At 73.1% G+C, this 15594-nt stretch carries 12 protein-coding genes; 6 read left to right on the top strand and 6 right to left on the bottom strand.

The features are described 5' to 3' along the window. Positions 1 to 56: 56 nt before the first annotated feature. Positions 57 to 776 carry a pentapeptide repeat-containing protein gene (locus CLV63_RS08535; RefSeq protein ID WP_106582374.1) on the bottom strand — a complete coding sequence of 240 codons (720 nt, stop codon included), beginning with the start codon at positions 774 to 776 and terminating at the stop codon, positions 57 to 59. Positions 777 to 1393: 617 nt separating this feature from the next. Beyond that, the gene (locus CLV63_RS08540) at positions 1394 to 3073 is read right to left on the bottom strand and encodes a PucR family transcriptional regulator (RefSeq protein WP_106582375.1); all 1680 of its coding nucleotides are present in this window, start codon (positions 3071 to 3073) and stop codon (positions 1394 to 1396) included. Between the two features lie 275 nt (positions 3074 to 3348). Between CLV63_RS08540 and CLV63_RS08545 the strand changes: the two genes are divergently transcribed. The 5 genes from CLV63_RS08545 (at position 3349) to CLV63_RS08565 (ending at position 10391) form a co-directional block, all read left to right on the top strand. After that, positions 3349 to 4218, top strand: a complete 870-nt coding sequence (locus CLV63_RS08545) for an FAD binding domain-containing protein (RefSeq protein WP_106582376.1) — start codon at positions 3349 to 3351, stop codon at positions 4216 to 4218. Continuing rightward, on the top strand, positions 4209 to 4730 hold the full coding sequence (locus CLV63_RS08550) for a (2Fe-2S)-binding protein (protein WP_106582377.1): 522 nt from the start codon (positions 4209 to 4211) through the stop codon (positions 4728 to 4730). The genes CLV63_RS08545 and CLV63_RS08550 overlap by 10 nt, the downstream gene beginning before the upstream one ends. Next, a complete protein-coding gene (locus CLV63_RS08555; RefSeq protein WP_106582378.1) occupies positions 4727 to 6085 on the top strand; it encodes an 8-oxoguanine deaminase in 1359 nt (452 codons plus the stop codon). Before CLV63_RS08550 ends, CLV63_RS08555 begins: the two co-directional genes overlap by 4 nt. Beyond that, positions 6085 to 8577 (top strand): xanthine dehydrogenase family protein molybdopterin-binding subunit, encoded by a 2493-nt coding sequence (locus tag CLV63_RS08560; RefSeq protein ID WP_106582379.1) that lies wholly within the window; start codon positions 6085 to 6087, stop codon positions 8575 to 8577. Before CLV63_RS08555 ends, CLV63_RS08560 begins: the two co-directional genes overlap by 1 nt. A 353-nt stretch (positions 8578 to 8930) precedes the next feature. Continuing rightward, entirely contained in the window at positions 8931 to 10391 is a 1461-nt protein-coding gene (locus CLV63_RS08565; protein WP_106582380.1) for an NCS2 family permease, read from the top strand. 64 nt (positions 10392 to 10455) lie between these two features. Here the strand turns inward: CLV63_RS08565 and CLV63_RS08570 are convergent, their stop codons facing one another. Beyond that, entirely contained in the window at positions 10456 to 11565 is a 1110-nt protein-coding gene (locus CLV63_RS08570; RefSeq protein WP_170134176.1) for a DUF2330 domain-containing protein, read from the bottom strand. A gap of 128 nt (positions 11566 to 11693) precedes the next feature. Next, on the bottom strand, positions 11694 to 12401 hold the full coding sequence (locus tag CLV63_RS08575) for a DUF305 domain-containing protein (protein ID WP_106582382.1): 708 nt from the start codon (positions 12399 to 12401) through the stop codon (positions 11694 to 11696). Positions 12402 to 12470: 69 nt separating this feature from the next. Between CLV63_RS08575 and CLV63_RS08580 the strand changes: the two genes are divergently transcribed. Further along, complete coding sequence (locus tag CLV63_RS08580) at positions 12471 to 13106, top strand: DUF3105 domain-containing protein (protein WP_106582383.1); 636 nt, start codon at positions 12471 to 12473, stop codon at positions 13104 to 13106. A gap of 155 nt (positions 13107 to 13261) precedes the next feature. On the opposite strand, the gene CLV63_RS08585 is transcribed toward CLV63_RS08580, so the two are convergent. Then, positions 13262 to 14212, bottom strand: a complete 951-nt coding sequence (locus CLV63_RS08585) for a D-alanine--D-alanine ligase family protein (protein WP_106582435.1) — start codon at positions 14210 to 14212, stop codon at positions 13262 to 13264. A 100-nt stretch (positions 14213 to 14312) separates the two neighbouring features. Next, positions 14313 to 15545, bottom strand: a complete 1233-nt coding sequence (locus CLV63_RS08590; protein ID WP_211301217.1) for an aminotransferase-like domain-containing protein — start codon at positions 15543 to 15545, stop codon at positions 14313 to 14315. Between the last annotated feature and the right edge of the window lie 49 nt (positions 15546 to 15594).

The raw sequence follows: 15594 nt of genomic DNA on the forward strand, positions 1-15594 counted from the left end.
CTCGGGATCACCCCGGTTCACAGCGACAGTGGCGGCCCGCGGGGCACGACCTCCCGCTATTCGACCACCTGGATCCCCACGCCCGACAGCAGCATCGTGGCCTGGTCGGGCGCGATGGTCGCGCCGCTCAGCGGGGCGACCTGGGCGAGGTCGATCTCACCGAGGTCGGCGCCGCGCAGGTCGGCGCCCTGCATCCGGGCGCCCGCCAGCACCGCGCCGCGCAGCCGGGACTCGTACCAGACGGTCTCGCGCAGGTCGGCCTTTGTGAGGTCGGCTTCGTCCATGCGCAGGCCGCGCAGGGTCTGACCGCGCATGCTGATGCCCTTGAGGCGGGCCAGCATCAGGTTGCACTCGGCGAAGGTGTAGTCGATCCCCCGGCAGCCGCCGAAGTTCGCCCCGGTCAAGCGGCACCCCGTGAACGCGGCGCCGGTCAGCAGCGTGCCCGACCACTGGGTGTTGGCGAGGTCGACGCGCGTGAAGCGGCCGTCGGCGGCCTCGGCCGCGGTGAACACCGCCCCCGCGGCGCTGCCGCCGGTGAAACGGGCGCCGTCGAGCGCGGCGCTCTCCAGGCGCGCGCCGTCGAGTCGGCAGTCGGTGAACTCCGCCTCGATGAGGAAGGTATCGCGCAGATCGGCGCCGCTCAGGTCGCAGCGGGAGAACACGCGCGGCACCCCGGGGTCGGCGCCGAGCAGCCGCCGGAGGTCGGAATCCCCCAGGTCGACGCCCTCCAGCGGTGCGCCACTGCGCAGCGCCTCCTCGATCTCGCCGACTGCCATGCGTTCCCCTTCTCCGCGACGTCCTCGGTCCGGGCCGACGCTATCGGCCCCCACCGACACGCCACCGCCGCTCCACCCCGGCCCGATCACCTGGCGCCTATGGCGACAGCGGGTGGGCTGCCGTCGCGGGCCCCCGCTGCGCGATACTCCGCGAAGCGGGCGCAGTAGGGGAGTGCGAAGCACCCGGCGGCACGAAACACCACGCTGTACCGTCCGCACCAGACCCGGGCCACCGCGGGCGGCGGTCCTGCGCCCGGGACATGGCAGCAATGGCAGGCCGTGGTTTTGCGTTCCGAGTCGGTGTCCGGTCACCTGAGAAACCCGGGACATCCCTCGACCACGGTCCGCCCCCGCGACGTTGAAGACTTCCGCTCCGCGGGGAACGCGAGCGGGCCCGCCGCACCCGACCCCAGGCACGGTTCCGCCCGTCACTGCGGACAGGACTGGCGGGAAAACTCCAGCGTGGTGCTTCGCGCCGCCGGGTGCTTCGCATCCGCGACGGCAACTCACCCCCTGCTCCCGCGACACGAGGCTGTGCGAGCACCCGCCCTTACTCCCGGGGCGGAGGTTGGGGGCAACCTCCGCCCGTTGGGTCAACGGCATCGCGGGGGCGGGGGTCAGTTGCGGAGTTTGAGGGCGAGGAACAGGTCGACCCGGTGTTCCAGGTTGGACAGGTCGCGCCGGGTCAGCTCCTCGACGCGGCCGATCCGGTAGCGGAGGGTGTTGACGTGGACGTGCATGGCCGCGGCGCACCGCTGCCAGGAGCCGGAGTGCTCCAGGAAGGTCGTCAGGGTCGCCACCAGGTCGGAGCGGTGGTCACGGTCGTATTCGATCAGCGGGCCGAGCATCCGGTCGCGGTAGGAGGACTGCACGTCCTCGGGTACCGACGCCAGCAGCAGCTCGTGGGAATCGATCTCGGCGCCCTCGACGACCTGGGAGCGCCCGCCGCGCAGGTCGGCGAGGCGGCGCGCGTGCCGCGCCTCGACCACCGCGCCGCGCAGCCCGCGGACGTCGCGCGCCGTGGAGCTGATGCCGATGGTGAGCCGGTGGTCGGCGAGCCCCGGCTCCAGAAGGCGGGCCCCGTGCTCGATCTCGGCGCGCAAGGCCTCTTCCACGGGAAGGGAGCCGCCGTCGGTGCTCGACCCGCCACTGCCCGCTCCGCCGCTGCCAGGCCCGCCGCTGTCCGACCGGTCTGTGCCCGTTCCGCCACTGTCCGGCCCGCCGGTGCCCGGGCCGGCGCGGACGATCGCCATGGCGTCGTTGTCGCCGACCACGACCGCGCCGGGCCGCCCGCCCACCAGTTCGGCGGTGATGCGCCGCGCGAGGTCGGAGCGGCGCGGTTCGGGGACGAGCGCGGCGCTGACGACGACATAGCCCTGCCCCGCCCGGGTGGCGGCCGGTCCGCCGACGACGCGCAGCAGCTCCGCTGCCTCGCCGAAGCGCTGCGCGGCGAGCAGTTTCGGCAGATGCTCCAGATGCCGTGCGTCGGTGTCGGAGTGCTCTTCGTCGCGGCTGCGCGCGAGCACCGCGATCGACAGCAGTTCGGCGACTGCCTCGTGCGTCTCCTCGGTCCACGCGCGGTGGTCGCCGGTGCACACGAGGACCCAGCTGGGGAGGGGGTGCGCGCCGGGGGTGCGCACCGGCAGCAGGGTGACCGCGCGCTCCGCTGCGCCCTCCGAGGCCGGCAGGACGCCGCCGTGCGGGAAGTCGGTCCAGTTCAGCAGGTGTTCCGAGAGCCATTCGCGGTCGGCCGCGGAGAGTTCCGGGCCGGCGGCGGCGACGGCACGCCCGGTGCTGGAGAGCACCCACGCGGACACCCCGGCCTCGGCGGCTGCCGCGGCGAACACTTCGGGGAAGTCGGCGCCCGCGGCGACCTCCGCCATGAGCCTGCGGTGCCGGTCGCGGTTCTCGGCGATGGCGCTGAAGCGGTGCCGGGTGAGCAGCCCGAGGACCTCCTCGGTGACGGCGCCGAACGAGGTCTCGGTCGGCACCTCGATGAGCGGCAGCCCGTGCGCCTCGCACGCCGCGATGAGGTCGGGCGGGATCTCGCCCAGAGCGGTTCCGGCCGCCGCGCACACCACCCCGGCGTCGACCAGCGAGCGGACGAAGACCTCGGAGTCGCCGGGCCCGGTGCGCCACATCATGCCGGTCAGGACCAGCTCGCCGCCGGACAGGTAGCGGCGGGGTTCGAGCAGGTCGGTGGTGTAGGCCCAGCGGACCTCGCGGTGCGCGTGCTCGGCCCCGCTGAGGAACCGCAGTCGCAGGCGCTTGATGGCCATCAGCTCACTGATGTGCATGGAGACCCTCGCATTGAACTCAGGAGCGCGCCGTTCGGCGCGTTCTGCGCGGGCAGCACCGGTTCGGGCCACCGTAGCCGACACATGCCTTGGAGGAAAATACGAACGGCGGCCGCTGAACGGGTAGGTACTTCATGTCATCGCGTGCTAGTTCGCGCTCTTTTCGCAGTGGTGTACTTCACAAAGACGCCGAGAAGCCGGGGCACCCGGCACGAGCAGGTCCCGTTGCCTTCCGCTTCTACGTTTCCGCGACACGTCGACGAACGAGGATGAGTATGGACTTCCTGAGCCCTTCCACCTGGGAGGAGGCGCTCGCCGTCAAGAGTGCGCACCCCGATGCGGTGCCCATCATGGGCGGCACCGACGTGATGGTGGAGTTGAACTTCGACAAGCACCGCCCGCCGGCGCTGATCGACCTCACCCGCGTGCCGGAGCTCACCCGGTGGGCGCCCGAGGGCGACGGCGTCCTGATGGGCGCCGGGCTCTCCTACACGCGGATCATCGGCGAACTCGCGGGGCACGCGCCCGCGCTGGCCCAGGCGTCCCGGTCGGTCGCCTCGCCGCAGATCCGCAACCGCGGCTCGGTCGGCGGGAACCTGGGCGGCGCGTCGCCGTCCGGTGAGGCGCACCCGCCCCTGCTGGCCACCGACGCGGTCATCGAGCTCGCCTCGGTGCGCGGCACCCGCCGCGTCCCCGCCAGGGAGTTCTACCTCGGCCTCCGCCACACCGCGCGGGCCGAGGACGAGCTCATCGCCGCCGTGCTGCTGCCGCGGCCGGCCGGCCCGCAGTACTTCGCCAAGATCGGCACGCGCAACGCGATGGTCATCGCGGTCGCGTCGTTCGCCATCGCCCTCGACGCCGCGACCCGGACGGTGGGCACCGGGGTGGGCTCGTGCGCCCCGACACCGATCCGCGCGGTCGAGGCCGAGGAGTTCATCGCCGGAGAGCTGGACTGGGACGGCGGCAGTCCCCTGGCGCCCGGCGCCGTCACGCGCTTCGGCGAGTTGGTGGCCTCGGTCGCCCGCCCCATCGACGACGTCCGCGGCAGCGCCGACTACCGCAAGCACGCCTTGTCGGTCATGGCCCGGCGCACCCTCGCCTGGGCCGTCACCGACCACCGGAAGGGAATCGAGCAGTGCGCGTGAGTTTTGAAGTGAACGGCGAGCAGGTCACCGCCGACGACGTGTGGGCGGGCGAGAGCCTGCTGTACGTGCTCCGCGAGCGCCTCGGGCTGCCCGGCAGCAAGAACGCCTGCGAGCAGGGCGAATGCGGGTCCTGCACGGTCTACCTTGACTGCGTGACGGCCTGCTCGTGCATGGTCGCGGCGGGCCAGGCCGAGGGCCGCTCCGTCCGCACGGTCGAAGGGCTCGCCGAGGGCGGTGCCGCCGGTGCCGACCCGGCGCTCGCCCACGTGCAGGAGGCGTTCGTGGCGGCCGGGGCGGTGCAGTGCGGCTTCTGCACGCCGGGCCTGCTCGTGCAGACCGACGATCTCATCGAGCAGACGGTGGGCCGCGGCGGCGGCGTCCCCGAGGACGCCGAGATCCGCGAGCACCTGGCCGGGAACCTGTGCCGCTGCACCGGCTACGAGAAGATCATCGACGCCGTGCGGACCGCCGCAGAGCGGACCCTCGCAGAGCGGTCGGAGGTCGCCCGATGAGCAGCGGCACCACTGTCATCGACGGCGCGCACGTCGTCACCGTCAGCGGCGCGGAGTACCCGGTCGGCTTCATCGTCGTGACCGACGGCCGCATCGCGCAGGTGGGCGCCGGGCCGGCGCCCGACATCGCGGGGGCCGAGCGCATCGACGCCCGCGGCTGCGTCGCCACCCCCGGGCTCGTCAACACCCACAACCACCTGTACCAGTGGGCCACCCAGGGGCTGTTCGCCGACAACACCCTGTTCGAGTGGCTGGTGGGCTCCTACGAGATGTGGCACCGGCTCGACGCCGACGTCGTGGCCGACACCACCACCGCGGGGATGAGCTGGCTGGCGCTGTCGGGGTGCACCACCGCCTCCGACCACCACTACATCTTCCCCTCGGGCCGCGGCGACATCGTCGCCGCCGAGGTGGCGGCGGCCCGCGCGGTCGGCATCCGGCTGGACCTGGCGCGCGGCTCGATGGACCGCGGGCAGTCCGACGGCGGGCTGCCGCCGGACACCGTGGTCGAGACGACGGCGGGCGCCATCGACGCGACGGCCGCCGCGATCGACGCCCACCACGACCCCTCCCCCGCGTCCATGACCCGCATCGCCGTCGCCCCGTGCTCGCCGTTCTCGGTCAGCCGCGACCTGATGACGGAGGCCGCGAAGCTGGCCCGCACCGCGGGCGTCCGGCTGCACACCCACGTGGCCGAGACGCTCGACGAGCACGAGCAGTGCCTCGCGGAGTTCGGCTGCACGCCCGTGGAGTACGCCGAGAAGCTGGGCTGGCTCGGCGCCGACGTGTGGTTCGCGCACGCCGTGCACCTCTCCGACGACGCGATCGCGCGCATCGCCCAGACCGGCACCGGGATCGCGCACTGCCCGTCGTCCAACGCGCGCCTGGGCGCCGGCATCTGCCGGGTGACCGAGCTGGTCGGCGCGGGTGCCGTGGTCGGCCTCGGGGTGGACGGCCCGGCGTCGTCGGAGCTGACCGGGATCGCCGGGGAGATGCGCCAGGCGCTGTTCATGGCGCGTGCGCGCAAGGGGCCGCAGGCCCTGAGCTCCCGCACCGCGCTGCACATGGCGACGCTCGGCGGCGCGCGGGTCCTGGGCCGCGACGCCGAACTCGGCTCGATCGAGGCGGGCAAGCTCGCCGACATCGCGCTGTGGCGGGTCGACGGCTTCGGCCACGACGTCATCGACGACCCCGTGGTGGCGCTCACCTTCGGGCCGACGCCGCCGCTGGAGCGCCTGCTCGTCGGCGGCTCGACCGTCGTTGAGCGCGGCGAACTGCGCACCGTCCCCGCCGAATCCGCCGCGGCGGCCGGCCGGTCCGCCCACCGGGCCCTCGTCAAGGAGGTGAGTCGCTGATGGCGACCGACATCCGAACCACCGCCAGCACCACCGGCGGCACCACGACCCGGACCCCGGCCAGTGCTCCGACCAGTACTCCGGCCGGCACCCCGACCCGCTCCCCCGCCGATTCCGCGCCGCTGTCCAGCACCACGCGGGACGGCCTCGGGGCGAGCCCGCGGCGCCCCGACGGGACGCTCAAGGTCACCGGCGCGTTCGCGTACTCCTCCGACATGTGGCTGGAGGACATGCTTTGGGGGACGACCCTGCGCAGCCCGCACCCGCACGCAAGGATCCGCGGGATCGACACCACCGCGGCACTGCGGCTGCCGGGCGTCTACGCGGTCCTCACCCACGAGGACGTCCCCGGTGAAAAGCGCTACGGGCTGGAGTTCACCGACCAGCCGGTGCTCGCCTACGACAAGGTGCGCTACAAGGGCGAGGCGGTGGCGATCATCGCCGCGGACCACCCCGAGACCGGGCGCCGGGCCGCCGAGCGCATCGTGGTCGACTACGAGGTGCTGCCCCCGGTGAGCGACGTGACGGCGGCGGCGTTCGACGCGGACTCCCCCCTCGTCCACGAAGCGGGCTCCCTGCCCGTCCACGAGGAGTACAACCAGAGCGGCAACGTGGTCCGCCACCAGCCGATCCGCACCGGGGCGTTCGCCGAGGGCGCCGACATCGAGGAGCTGCGCGCGCGGGCCGACGTCGTCGTCTCCGGCGAGTACGAGGTCGGCATGCAGGACCAGGCGTTCCTCGGCCCGGAGTCCGGCATGGCCGTCCCGGCTGAGGACGGCGGGGTGGACCTCTACATCGCCACCCAGTGGCTGCACGTCGACCAGCGCCAGATCGCACCGTGCCTGGGCCTGCCGGCGGACAAGGTGCGGCTGACCCTGGCGGGGGTCGGCGGCGCGTTCGGCGCCCGCGAGGACCTGTCCATGCAGATCCACGCCTGCATGCTGGCGCTGCGCACCGGCAAGCCGGTGAAGTTCGTGTACAACCGCGAGGAGTCCTTCTACGGGCACGTGCACCGGCACCCGGCCAAGATGGCCTACGAGCACGGCGCCATGAGCGACGGCACCCTCGTCTACGCGACCGCGCAGGTCGTCCTCGACGGCGGCGCGTACGCCTCGGCCACCCCGGCGGTGGTCGGTGTGGCGTCCTCGCTCGGCCTCGGCCCCTACGAGATCCCGAACGCGCGGATGGACGCCTACGGCGTGTACACCACCAACCCGCCGTGCGGGGCCATGCGCGGCTTCGGCGCGGTGCAGGCGTGCTTCGGCTACGAGTCGCAGATGGACCGGCTCGCCGAGGAGCTCGGCATGCACCCGGTGGACCTGCGGGTCAAGAACGCCATGAGCCAGGGTTCGCACATCATCACCGGCCAGGAGATCGACAGCCCCCTGCCGATGGCGGAGATGCTGCTGCGCGCCAAGGACACGGCGCAGCCCGTCGCGCGCCGGGACCTCGCCGACCCCGCCGACGTCCGCACCCTGCCCGGCGGCACCGCGAACACCAGCCACGGCGAGGGGGTCGTGCGCGGCGTCGGCTACGGCGTCGGCCTGAAGAACCTGTGCTACTCCGAGGGCTTCGACGACTACTCCACGGCGCGGGTGCGCCTGGAGGTGATCGGCGGCGAGCCGTCGGTGCTGGTGCACACCGCGGCGGCGGAGGTCGGCCAGGGCCTCGTCACCGTCAAGGGGCAGATCGCCCGCGAGGAGCTGGGGGTGGAGCGGGTGACGATCCACCCGTCCGACACCCGGGTCGGTTCGTCGGGGTCCTCCTCCGCCTCCCGCCAGTCCTACATGACCGGCGGCGCGGTGCAGCGCGCCTGCCAGGCGGTCCGGTCGCAGGTCTTCGCCCTGGCGCGGGCGCGGAGCCTGGTCGCGGCCGGGCGGCCCGACGGCGACCTCGCCCTGGTCGGCGGCAAGGTCGTCTCCGAGCTCGACGGTGCCCTCGCGGAGCTGGGCGACCTGCTCGGCGACGAGGCCGTCGAGGCGACCGAGGAGTTCCACCACCGGCCGACCGAGCCGCTCGACCCCACCCGCGGCCAGGGCGACTCGCACACCCAGTTCGGGATGTGCGTCCACCGCGCGGTCGTGGACGTCGACGTGGAACTCGGGCTGGTGAAGGTCGTCGAGATGACGGCCGTCCAGGACGTCGGTCGGATCCTGCACCCGCAGCAGCTCATCGGCCAGATCGAGGGGGCCACCACCCAGGGCATCGGTCTGGCGCTGATGGAGGAGATCCAGGTCAAGGACAGCGTGATCCGCAACCCGTCCTTCACCGACTACCTGATCCCGACCATCCTCGACACCCCGCCCATGCGCATCGACGTCCTGGAGCGGCCCGACCCCGCCGCCCCCTACGGACTGCGCGGTGCCGGCGAACCCGCCACCCTGTCGTCCACGCCCGCCGTCGTCGCCGCGATCCGCGACGCCACCGGCAGGGCCCTCACCCACGCCCCGGTGCGCCCGGAGGACATCGTGGGAATCGTCGTCCCCGACTAGCGGGGGCGTGCCGACGGAGCGGCGCGCCCCACCAAGCCACCACCCCAGTGGCCCCGGTCCCTGGCCCTCGGCCCCGGACCAGGGGCCCACCAGGCTCATCGCCCGCCGTGTGCGGCGCGATGCGACGGCCCGCCCGCCCCGTGCCGCCGGCGCCCACGGCGCCGGGGCGGGCGGCCCTTCAGCCGCCACCGCAACGACCACCTGGGCCATCACCGCAGCCACACCGCACTCGACAGGCCGGCACGGTCCGCCACGGCTTCGCGCCGCGCAGTGTCGGCCACCTTCGGCAACGCTTCACACACGTACGGTGACACGCGACCGTTGTCACCGCTCATCTCCCTCCAGGAGGGGACATGACCCGACTCGACGAAACGGGCCCCGGACCGGCGGCCCGCTCCGATCGATCCTGGCTCGACCGGTTCTTCTCCATAACCGAGCGCGGCTCGACCGTCTCCCGCGAGCTCCGCGGCGGCGTCACCACGTTCATGGCGATGGCCTACATCATCGTGCTCAACCCGATCATCCTGGGCGGCGCCGAGGACATCAACGGAGACACCCTCAACCCCGCCCAGCTCACCACCATGACGTGCCTGTCGGCCGGCCTGGCGACCATCGTCATGGGCCTGGTCGGGCGCGCCCCCATCGCGCTCGCCGCGGCCCTGGGCACCACCCCGATCGTCGCCTACCAGGCCGCACCGCACATGGCCTGGCCCGAGGCCATGGGGCTGGTCGTGTGGCAGGGCATCGTGGTGATCCTGCTCGTGGTGACCGGGCTGCGCACGATGATCATGAACGCCATCCCGCGCACCCTCAACCTCGCCATCGGCGTCGGCATCGGCGCGTTCGTCGCGCTGATCGCCTTCAAGGACTCCGGGTTCCTCGGCAGCGGGATCGACCCCGAGACCGGCAGCGGCACCGTCCTGCAACTCGGCGGCCTCGAAGGCCACCTCCAGGGCTGGCCGATCGTCATCTTCGTGCTGTCGTTCCTGGTCGCCGCGATCCTCGTGGCGCGCAACGTGCCCGGCGGGATCCTGATCGGCATCCTCACCGGCACCATTGTGGCCGTGATCGTGCAGTACGCCGCGGGACTCGACCCGAAGTCCTGGGGCTTGCAGGCGCCCGTGTTCACCGGGGTGTTCGGCGCGCCCGACTTCTCCCTGCTGTTCCAGGTCGACCTGCTCGGCGCCTGGACCTCGGCCGGGATCGTCAGCGCGGGGATCATCCTGTTCACGCTGGTCCTCGCCGGGTTCTTCGACGCCCTCGGCACCTGCCTGGCGATCGGCGAGAAAGCGGGGCTGACCGACGACAACGGCCAGATGCCGCACATCAACAAGATCCTCGCCGTCGACGGCGCCGGAGCGGTCGCGGGCGGGCTCACCAGCTCCTCCGCGACGCTGATCTTCGTCGAGTCCACCGCGGGCGTCGCCGAGGGCGCCCGGACCGGGATCGCGAGCGTGGTGACGGGCGCGCTGTTCCTTGCCGCCCTGTTCTTCACCCCGCTCACCGGGGTCGTGCCGCAGCAGGCGGCAGCGGTCGCCCTGGTCATCGTCGGCGCGATGATGATGATGCAGATCGGCCGGATCGAGTGGACCGACTTCACCAACGCGGTCCCCGCGTTCCTGACCATCGTGCTGATGCCCTTCACCTACAACATCGCCAACGGGATCGGGGCGGGCATCATCGTGTTCACCCTGCTGAAGAGCGCGACGGGGCGGGGGCGCGAGGTCCACTGGCTGATGTGGGTGCTCACCGCGGTGTTCGCCCTGCACTTCGGCATCGCGGCGGTGGGCCCGCTGCTGGGCGCGGAGGTGTGACCCGCGCGCCGCGGCCCCGTCCCGTCCCGTCCACTGGGGCGGGACGGGACGGGGCCGCGGTGGTTCACCCGCGCCGCGCGTACCGCGCCACGGCCCGCCGCTCCCGGACCCGGTAGAGGACCAGGGTCCCGGCGAGCAGCACGACCAGCGCCGCCCCGAGGAGGACCACCCCCGCGGGCAGGAACAGGATCTGGACGTAGCGGGGCTCGTGCCGGACCTCTTGGTAGGGGGTGTCCTCGGCGCTGGGGGTGAACGCGAAGTCGGCGCTCACCCGCTCCGGGTCGTCGATGGCGTGGTCGAGCGTCGTCAGGAACGCGCCGTCGCGGCCGACCAGCTCCGCTGCCGGGTCGTCGGCGGCGAAGTCCCCCGGCGCGACCCGCCCGGCGAACGCAACCTCGGACGGTACGGCGCGCGCGGCGCCGTCGGACCGCTCCATGCGGTGCTCCGCCAGCAGGTACAGCCGGACGTCCTGCGGGGTGTCGGCGAGCGCGGTGAGCCGCATCGGATAGACCAGCTCGTCGCTGTCGAAGGAGACCTGGACGGGGTCGAGTTCGCCCGACAGCGCCGCCCGCCCGTCCTCGCTGGCGAGCTTCACCGCGACGTAGTACCAGCCCTCCTCGACGTAGGGCCGCAGCGCCTTGCCGAGGTCGCCGGGCAGTTCGTAGCCGTGCTCGGCCAGCCAGTCGGCGAGGGCGCCGGAGTCGTCGGCGGCGAGCGTGGCGACCTCGAACGGGCCGAGCTTCTCGGTACCGAGGACGTCCACCCCTGCACCGGCCCCGTCGGGCGCGGAACCCGCGCCGAGCGGGAACCCCCACGGGCCGCCCCACCAGTCGTCGTAGTACTCGGTGACGGGGGCCGAGACCTCCGCGAGCGAGGTGAAGGCCGCCGCGTCGCCGAGTTCGGCCTCCGCCGGGGCCGGGGTGGGCAGCACCAGCGCGGCGCCGGGCTCCTCGGAGACGACGTCCAGCCGCATGAGAATGGTCTCCCGATCGCCGTCGAAACGCACCACCGCGCTCTCGCCCGCGACCTCGGTCTCGCCGATCATCGCCCCGCACCCGCAGGCGTGCGCCGGGGCGGCCAACCCGGAGGCCAGCACGGCCACCGTCGCCGCCGCCGCTCCCGCCCACCGGCGGACGCGGCCCGCCGCCCTGCCGTCCGTCCCCGGATCGCCCACCGGTCCGCTCCCCTCGCCCGCCGTGCACGGCCGTGCACCGCTGTCGGCCATGGGACGGCCGGGGCGGACGCGCGGCTCCGCCCGCGGGGCCCGGCGCGGGCTTCGTTGCGCAACGGTGACCCGGCGGGTCAGCCGGTGCGCTCGGCCAGCAGTGAGGAGAGGAGCTTGGTCTCCGAGCGCTGCGCCTCGGCCATGCCGTCGGCGAACCCGGCGAGATCGGGGTCGTCGATCAGCCGGGCGCCCGCCTCGGCCATCTCCACCCCGCCCTGGTGGTGGTCGATCATCAGCCGCAGGAACCGCTTCTCGGCGTCGCGGCCGTCGGCGGCGCGCAGCGCGTCCATGTCGGCCGCCGACGCGACCCCCGGCATGGTCTCGGGCGCGTCCCCGCCGCCGTGGCCCTCGTGCCCGCTCATCCACTCCATGGCCGGGCCCGGGCGGCGCGCGGGGAGGTCCCATTGCTCCAGCCAGCCGCGCATGCGCCCCACCTGGCTCTGCTGGGTGGTGGCGATGTCGTAGGCGACCGTGGAGAGAGCGGGGTCGTCGGTGCGCTGGAGCACGAGCAGCGACATCTCGACGGCCTGGGCGTGGTGCACGCTCATGTCGCGCAGGAAACCGGCGTCGGCGGAGGTGTCGAGCGGCGGGCGGGGATGCGCGACCAGATACCCGGCGCCGAACGCGATGACCAGCAGCCACACGGCCGCGGTGGCGCGCAGCACGCGGCGCCGGCGGTCGGCGCGGCCCGCCGGTGGCGGCGATGTGTCGGCCGGGTCCGGCGGTGCATCGGCCGGTTCCGGCGGCGCGTCGGCCGATCCGTCACTGTGATCATCGCCCGGCACGGAACCTCGATTCGACAACTCGCGTTAGCTGTGCGTAAGTAGTTGATTTTAGCCGGAATGGGAGTTTCCGTGGCGAAGCGTACCGGGCAGCAGCGACGCGAGCGGGCTGCGCAGATGCGAGCGCAGCGCGAGCGCGAGGAGCGTCGGCGTCGGATCATCGGGTGGACCGCGGGGGGCGCCGCCGCGGTCGTCCTCGCCGGTGGGCTGGGGTACGTCGGCTGGATGGCGTACGACAGTACGCAGATCAACGGCCTGCGCGAATACGGCGACCTCACGAACGAGCACGTCGCCGAAGAGGTCGACTACAAGCAGAGCCCGCCCGTGGGCGGCGACCACCACGAGGCGTGGCAGAACTGCGGGGTCTACGACGAACCCCTGAAGGACATCCACGCCGTGCACTCGCTGGAGCACGGGGCCGTGTGGATCACCTACGACCCCGACCTGCCGGCCGACCAGGTCAAGACCCTGGCCGGGAAGTACACCCAGGGCGGCTACGTGCTCGTCAGCCCCTACGAGGGCGACATGCCCAAGCCGATCGTCGCCTCGGCCTGGGGCAAGCAGGTCGCGCTGGACGACGCCGGCGACGACAACCTGGAGAAGTTCCTGAAGAGCTACGAGCAGAGCACCGACGTCCCCGAGCCCGGCGCGGCGTGCAGCGGGGCGGTCGACCAGACCGCCGCCGAACTGGAGAAGGCCGGCTCGTAGCCGCACCTCCCCAGGGCCACCAGGGTCGCCGCGGCAAGGCCGCATCGCGGCCGACCCCCGCATCGCGGCCGCGCACACGCAGCGGCGTACAGACGTACAGCCAGGCCGGTGCCCGGTGGGCACCGCGGGTGTCCGCTCGGCGCCGCGCCCCGCGGTCAGGCGCGCAGCAGCGCCTGGTGGGCGAGGTCGCGGCAGACCACGGCGAAGTCGAGCCCGGCGGCCTCGACCGCCAGCGGCAGGGTCGAGGTCTCGGTCATGCCCGGTGCCACGTTCGCCTCAAGGAAGCACACCCTGCCGTCGCGGTCGACGATGAGGTCGGTGCGCGACACGTCGCGCAGGCCGAGTGCCTGGTGGGCGGTGATGGCCGCGTGCGCGGCCGCGGCGGCGACGTCCTCGGGCAACCGGGCCGGGCAGAAGAACTCGGTCTTGCCCGCGGTGTAGCGCGCGGCGTAGTCGTAGACACCGCCGTCGGGGACGATCTCGACGGCGGGGAGCGCGAACGGGCCGTCGCCGAGGTCGAGCACCCCCACGGAGATCTCGGTGCCGCTGACACGCTGCTCGATGAGCGCGGTGGAGGAGTAGGCGAAGCACGACACCAGCGCCGAGGACAGCGCGGCGGCGTCGTCCACTGCGGTGGCGCCGAACGCCGACCCGCCCTGGTCGGGCTTGACGAACAGCGGCAGGCCGAGGGTCGCGATGACCCGCTCCAGCAGCGCCTTGGCGCCGAGGTCGGAGAACACGGTGCGCGGGAGCGCCACACCGCGCGGCACCGCGATGCCGCGCGCCGCCACCAGTGACTTGGCGGTGGGCTTCGCGAACGCCATGCGGCACGACTGCGGGGGCGCCCCGACGTAGGGGACGCCCACCAGGTCGAGGGTCTCGCGGATGGCGCCGTCCTCACCGGAGGCGCCGTGCAGCACCGGGAACACCACCTGCGGCGGGTCGGCGGCGAGGGTGTCGAGGAGGACGGAGTCGGCGTCGGCGGTCTGCGCCTCGACACCGAGGCGGCGCAGCGATTCGACGACCCGCCTGCCGGAACGCAGGCTGACCTCGTGTTCGGGGGACATGCCCCCGGCGAGCACCAGCACACGGTTCAGGTCGGACACGGTCGCGCCCTCCAAATCCCTCTCGGTCCCACCGGCGGCGTGGTCGCGCGCCGACTGGTTCTCATCTGCCAACTCTGCCAACGTGGTGTCTCCGGCCTGATCAGGGCAGATCCGGGGTGGGCGCGTCGGCGCTGGACCCCGGCGGCGCGATCGCGCTGCCGAACGTATCACGCAGCGACAGCTCGCCCTCGATGACGCCGACCAGGCGGCGCACCCCCTCGCGGATCTGCTCCGGAGTGGGGTAGCAGAACGACAGCCGCATGTTGCGGTGGCCGTGGTCGCCCGAATAGAACCCGGTGCCGGGGACGTAGGCGACGCGCTCGTTGACGGCGCGCGGCAGCATGGCCTTGGCGTCGAGCCCTTCGGGCAGCGTGAGCCACACGAAGAACCCGCCCTGGGGGCGGGTCCACGAGCTGCCCGCCGGCATCTGCGCCTCCAGCGACGACAGCATGGCGTCGCGCCGGGCGCGGTACATCTCGGTGAAGTCCTTGATCTGCTCCTGCCACGGGTACGTGGCGAGGTAGCGGCCGACCACCTGCTGGTTGAAGCTGGAGTGGCTGAGCATCGCCGACTCGGCCGCCAGCACCAGCTTGGCGCGCACCGCGGGCGGCGCCAGGGCCCACCCGATGCGGAACCCCGGCGAGAACGTCTTGGAGAACGACCCCAGGTAGATGACGTTGCCGGGTGAGTCGGCGCGCAGCGCGCGCACCCGCTCGCCCTCGTAGCGCAGCAGGCCGTAGGGGTTGTCCTCCAGCACCAGCAGGCCGTAGCGGTCGCAGATCTCCAGGACGCGGCGCCGCCGCTCGGTGGTGAGCGTGACCCCGGCGGGGTTCTGGAAGGTCGGCACGGTGTAGAAGAACTTCACCCGCCGGCCGGCCGCCGCCAGGTTCGCGAGGGACTCCTCCAGCGCCTCGGGGACGACGCCGTCGTCGTCCATCGTGACGTGCACGATGTCGGCCTGGAACGCCGCGAAGGTGTTGATGGCCGTGACATACGTGGGCGCCTCGGCCAGCACGACGTCACCGGGGTCGATGAAGACGCGCGTGACGAGGTCGAGCGCCTGCTGCGAGCCGACCGTGACGATGAGGTCGTCGGCGCTGGCGTCGATGCCCTCCATCGCCATGACATCGCAGATCTGCTCGCGCAGCGCGGGGTCGCCCTGGGCCGAACCGTATTGCAGGGCTGTGCCGCCCTGCTCGACGGCGACCTGACGGACGATCTCGCCGATCTGCTCCAAAGGCAGCGCCCCGACGTTGGGCATGCCCCCGGCGAGCGACACCACCTCGGGCCTCGACGCCACTGCGAACAGTGCCCGGACCTCCGAGGCCACCATGCCCTTTGCCCGTTCGGCGTAGGCGCCGACGTAGGGGTCGATGCGCGAG

This window comes from Murinocardiopsis flavida (genome assembly GCF_003014485.1).
In the GTDB taxonomy this organism is placed as follows: Bacteria; Actinomycetota; Actinomycetes; order Streptosporangiales; family Streptosporangiaceae; genus Murinocardiopsis; species Murinocardiopsis flavida.

What these genes read in the sequence shown, in the direction of transcription:
- CLV63_RS08555 (WP_106582378.1), top strand. Translation starts at nt 4,727, where the DNA reads ATGAGCAGCGGCACCACTGTCATCGACGGCGCGCACGTCGTCACCGTC.
- CLV63_RS08560 (WP_106582379.1), top strand. Translation starts at nt 6,085, where the DNA reads ATGGCGACCGACATCCGAACCACCGCCAGCACCACCGGCGGCACCACG.
- CLV63_RS08535 (WP_106582374.1), bottom strand. Translation starts at nt 776, where the DNA reads ATGGCAGTCGGCGAGATCGAGGAGGCGCTGCGCAGTGGCGCACCGCTG.
- CLV63_RS08590 (WP_211301217.1), bottom strand. Translation starts at nt 15,545, where the DNA reads ATGGTGGCCTCGGAGGTCCGGGCACTGTTCGCAGTGGCGTCGAGGCCC.
- CLV63_RS08540 (WP_106582375.1), bottom strand. Translation starts at nt 3,073, where the DNA reads ATGCACATCAGTGAGCTGATGGCCATCAAGCGCCTGCGACTGCGGTTC.
- CLV63_RS08565 (WP_106582380.1), top strand. Translation starts at nt 8,931, where the DNA reads ATGACCCGACTCGACGAAACGGGCCCCGGACCGGCGGCCCGCTCCGAT.
- CLV63_RS08545 (WP_106582376.1), top strand. Translation starts at nt 3,349, where the DNA reads ATGGACTTCCTGAGCCCTTCCACCTGGGAGGAGGCGCTCGCCGTCAAG.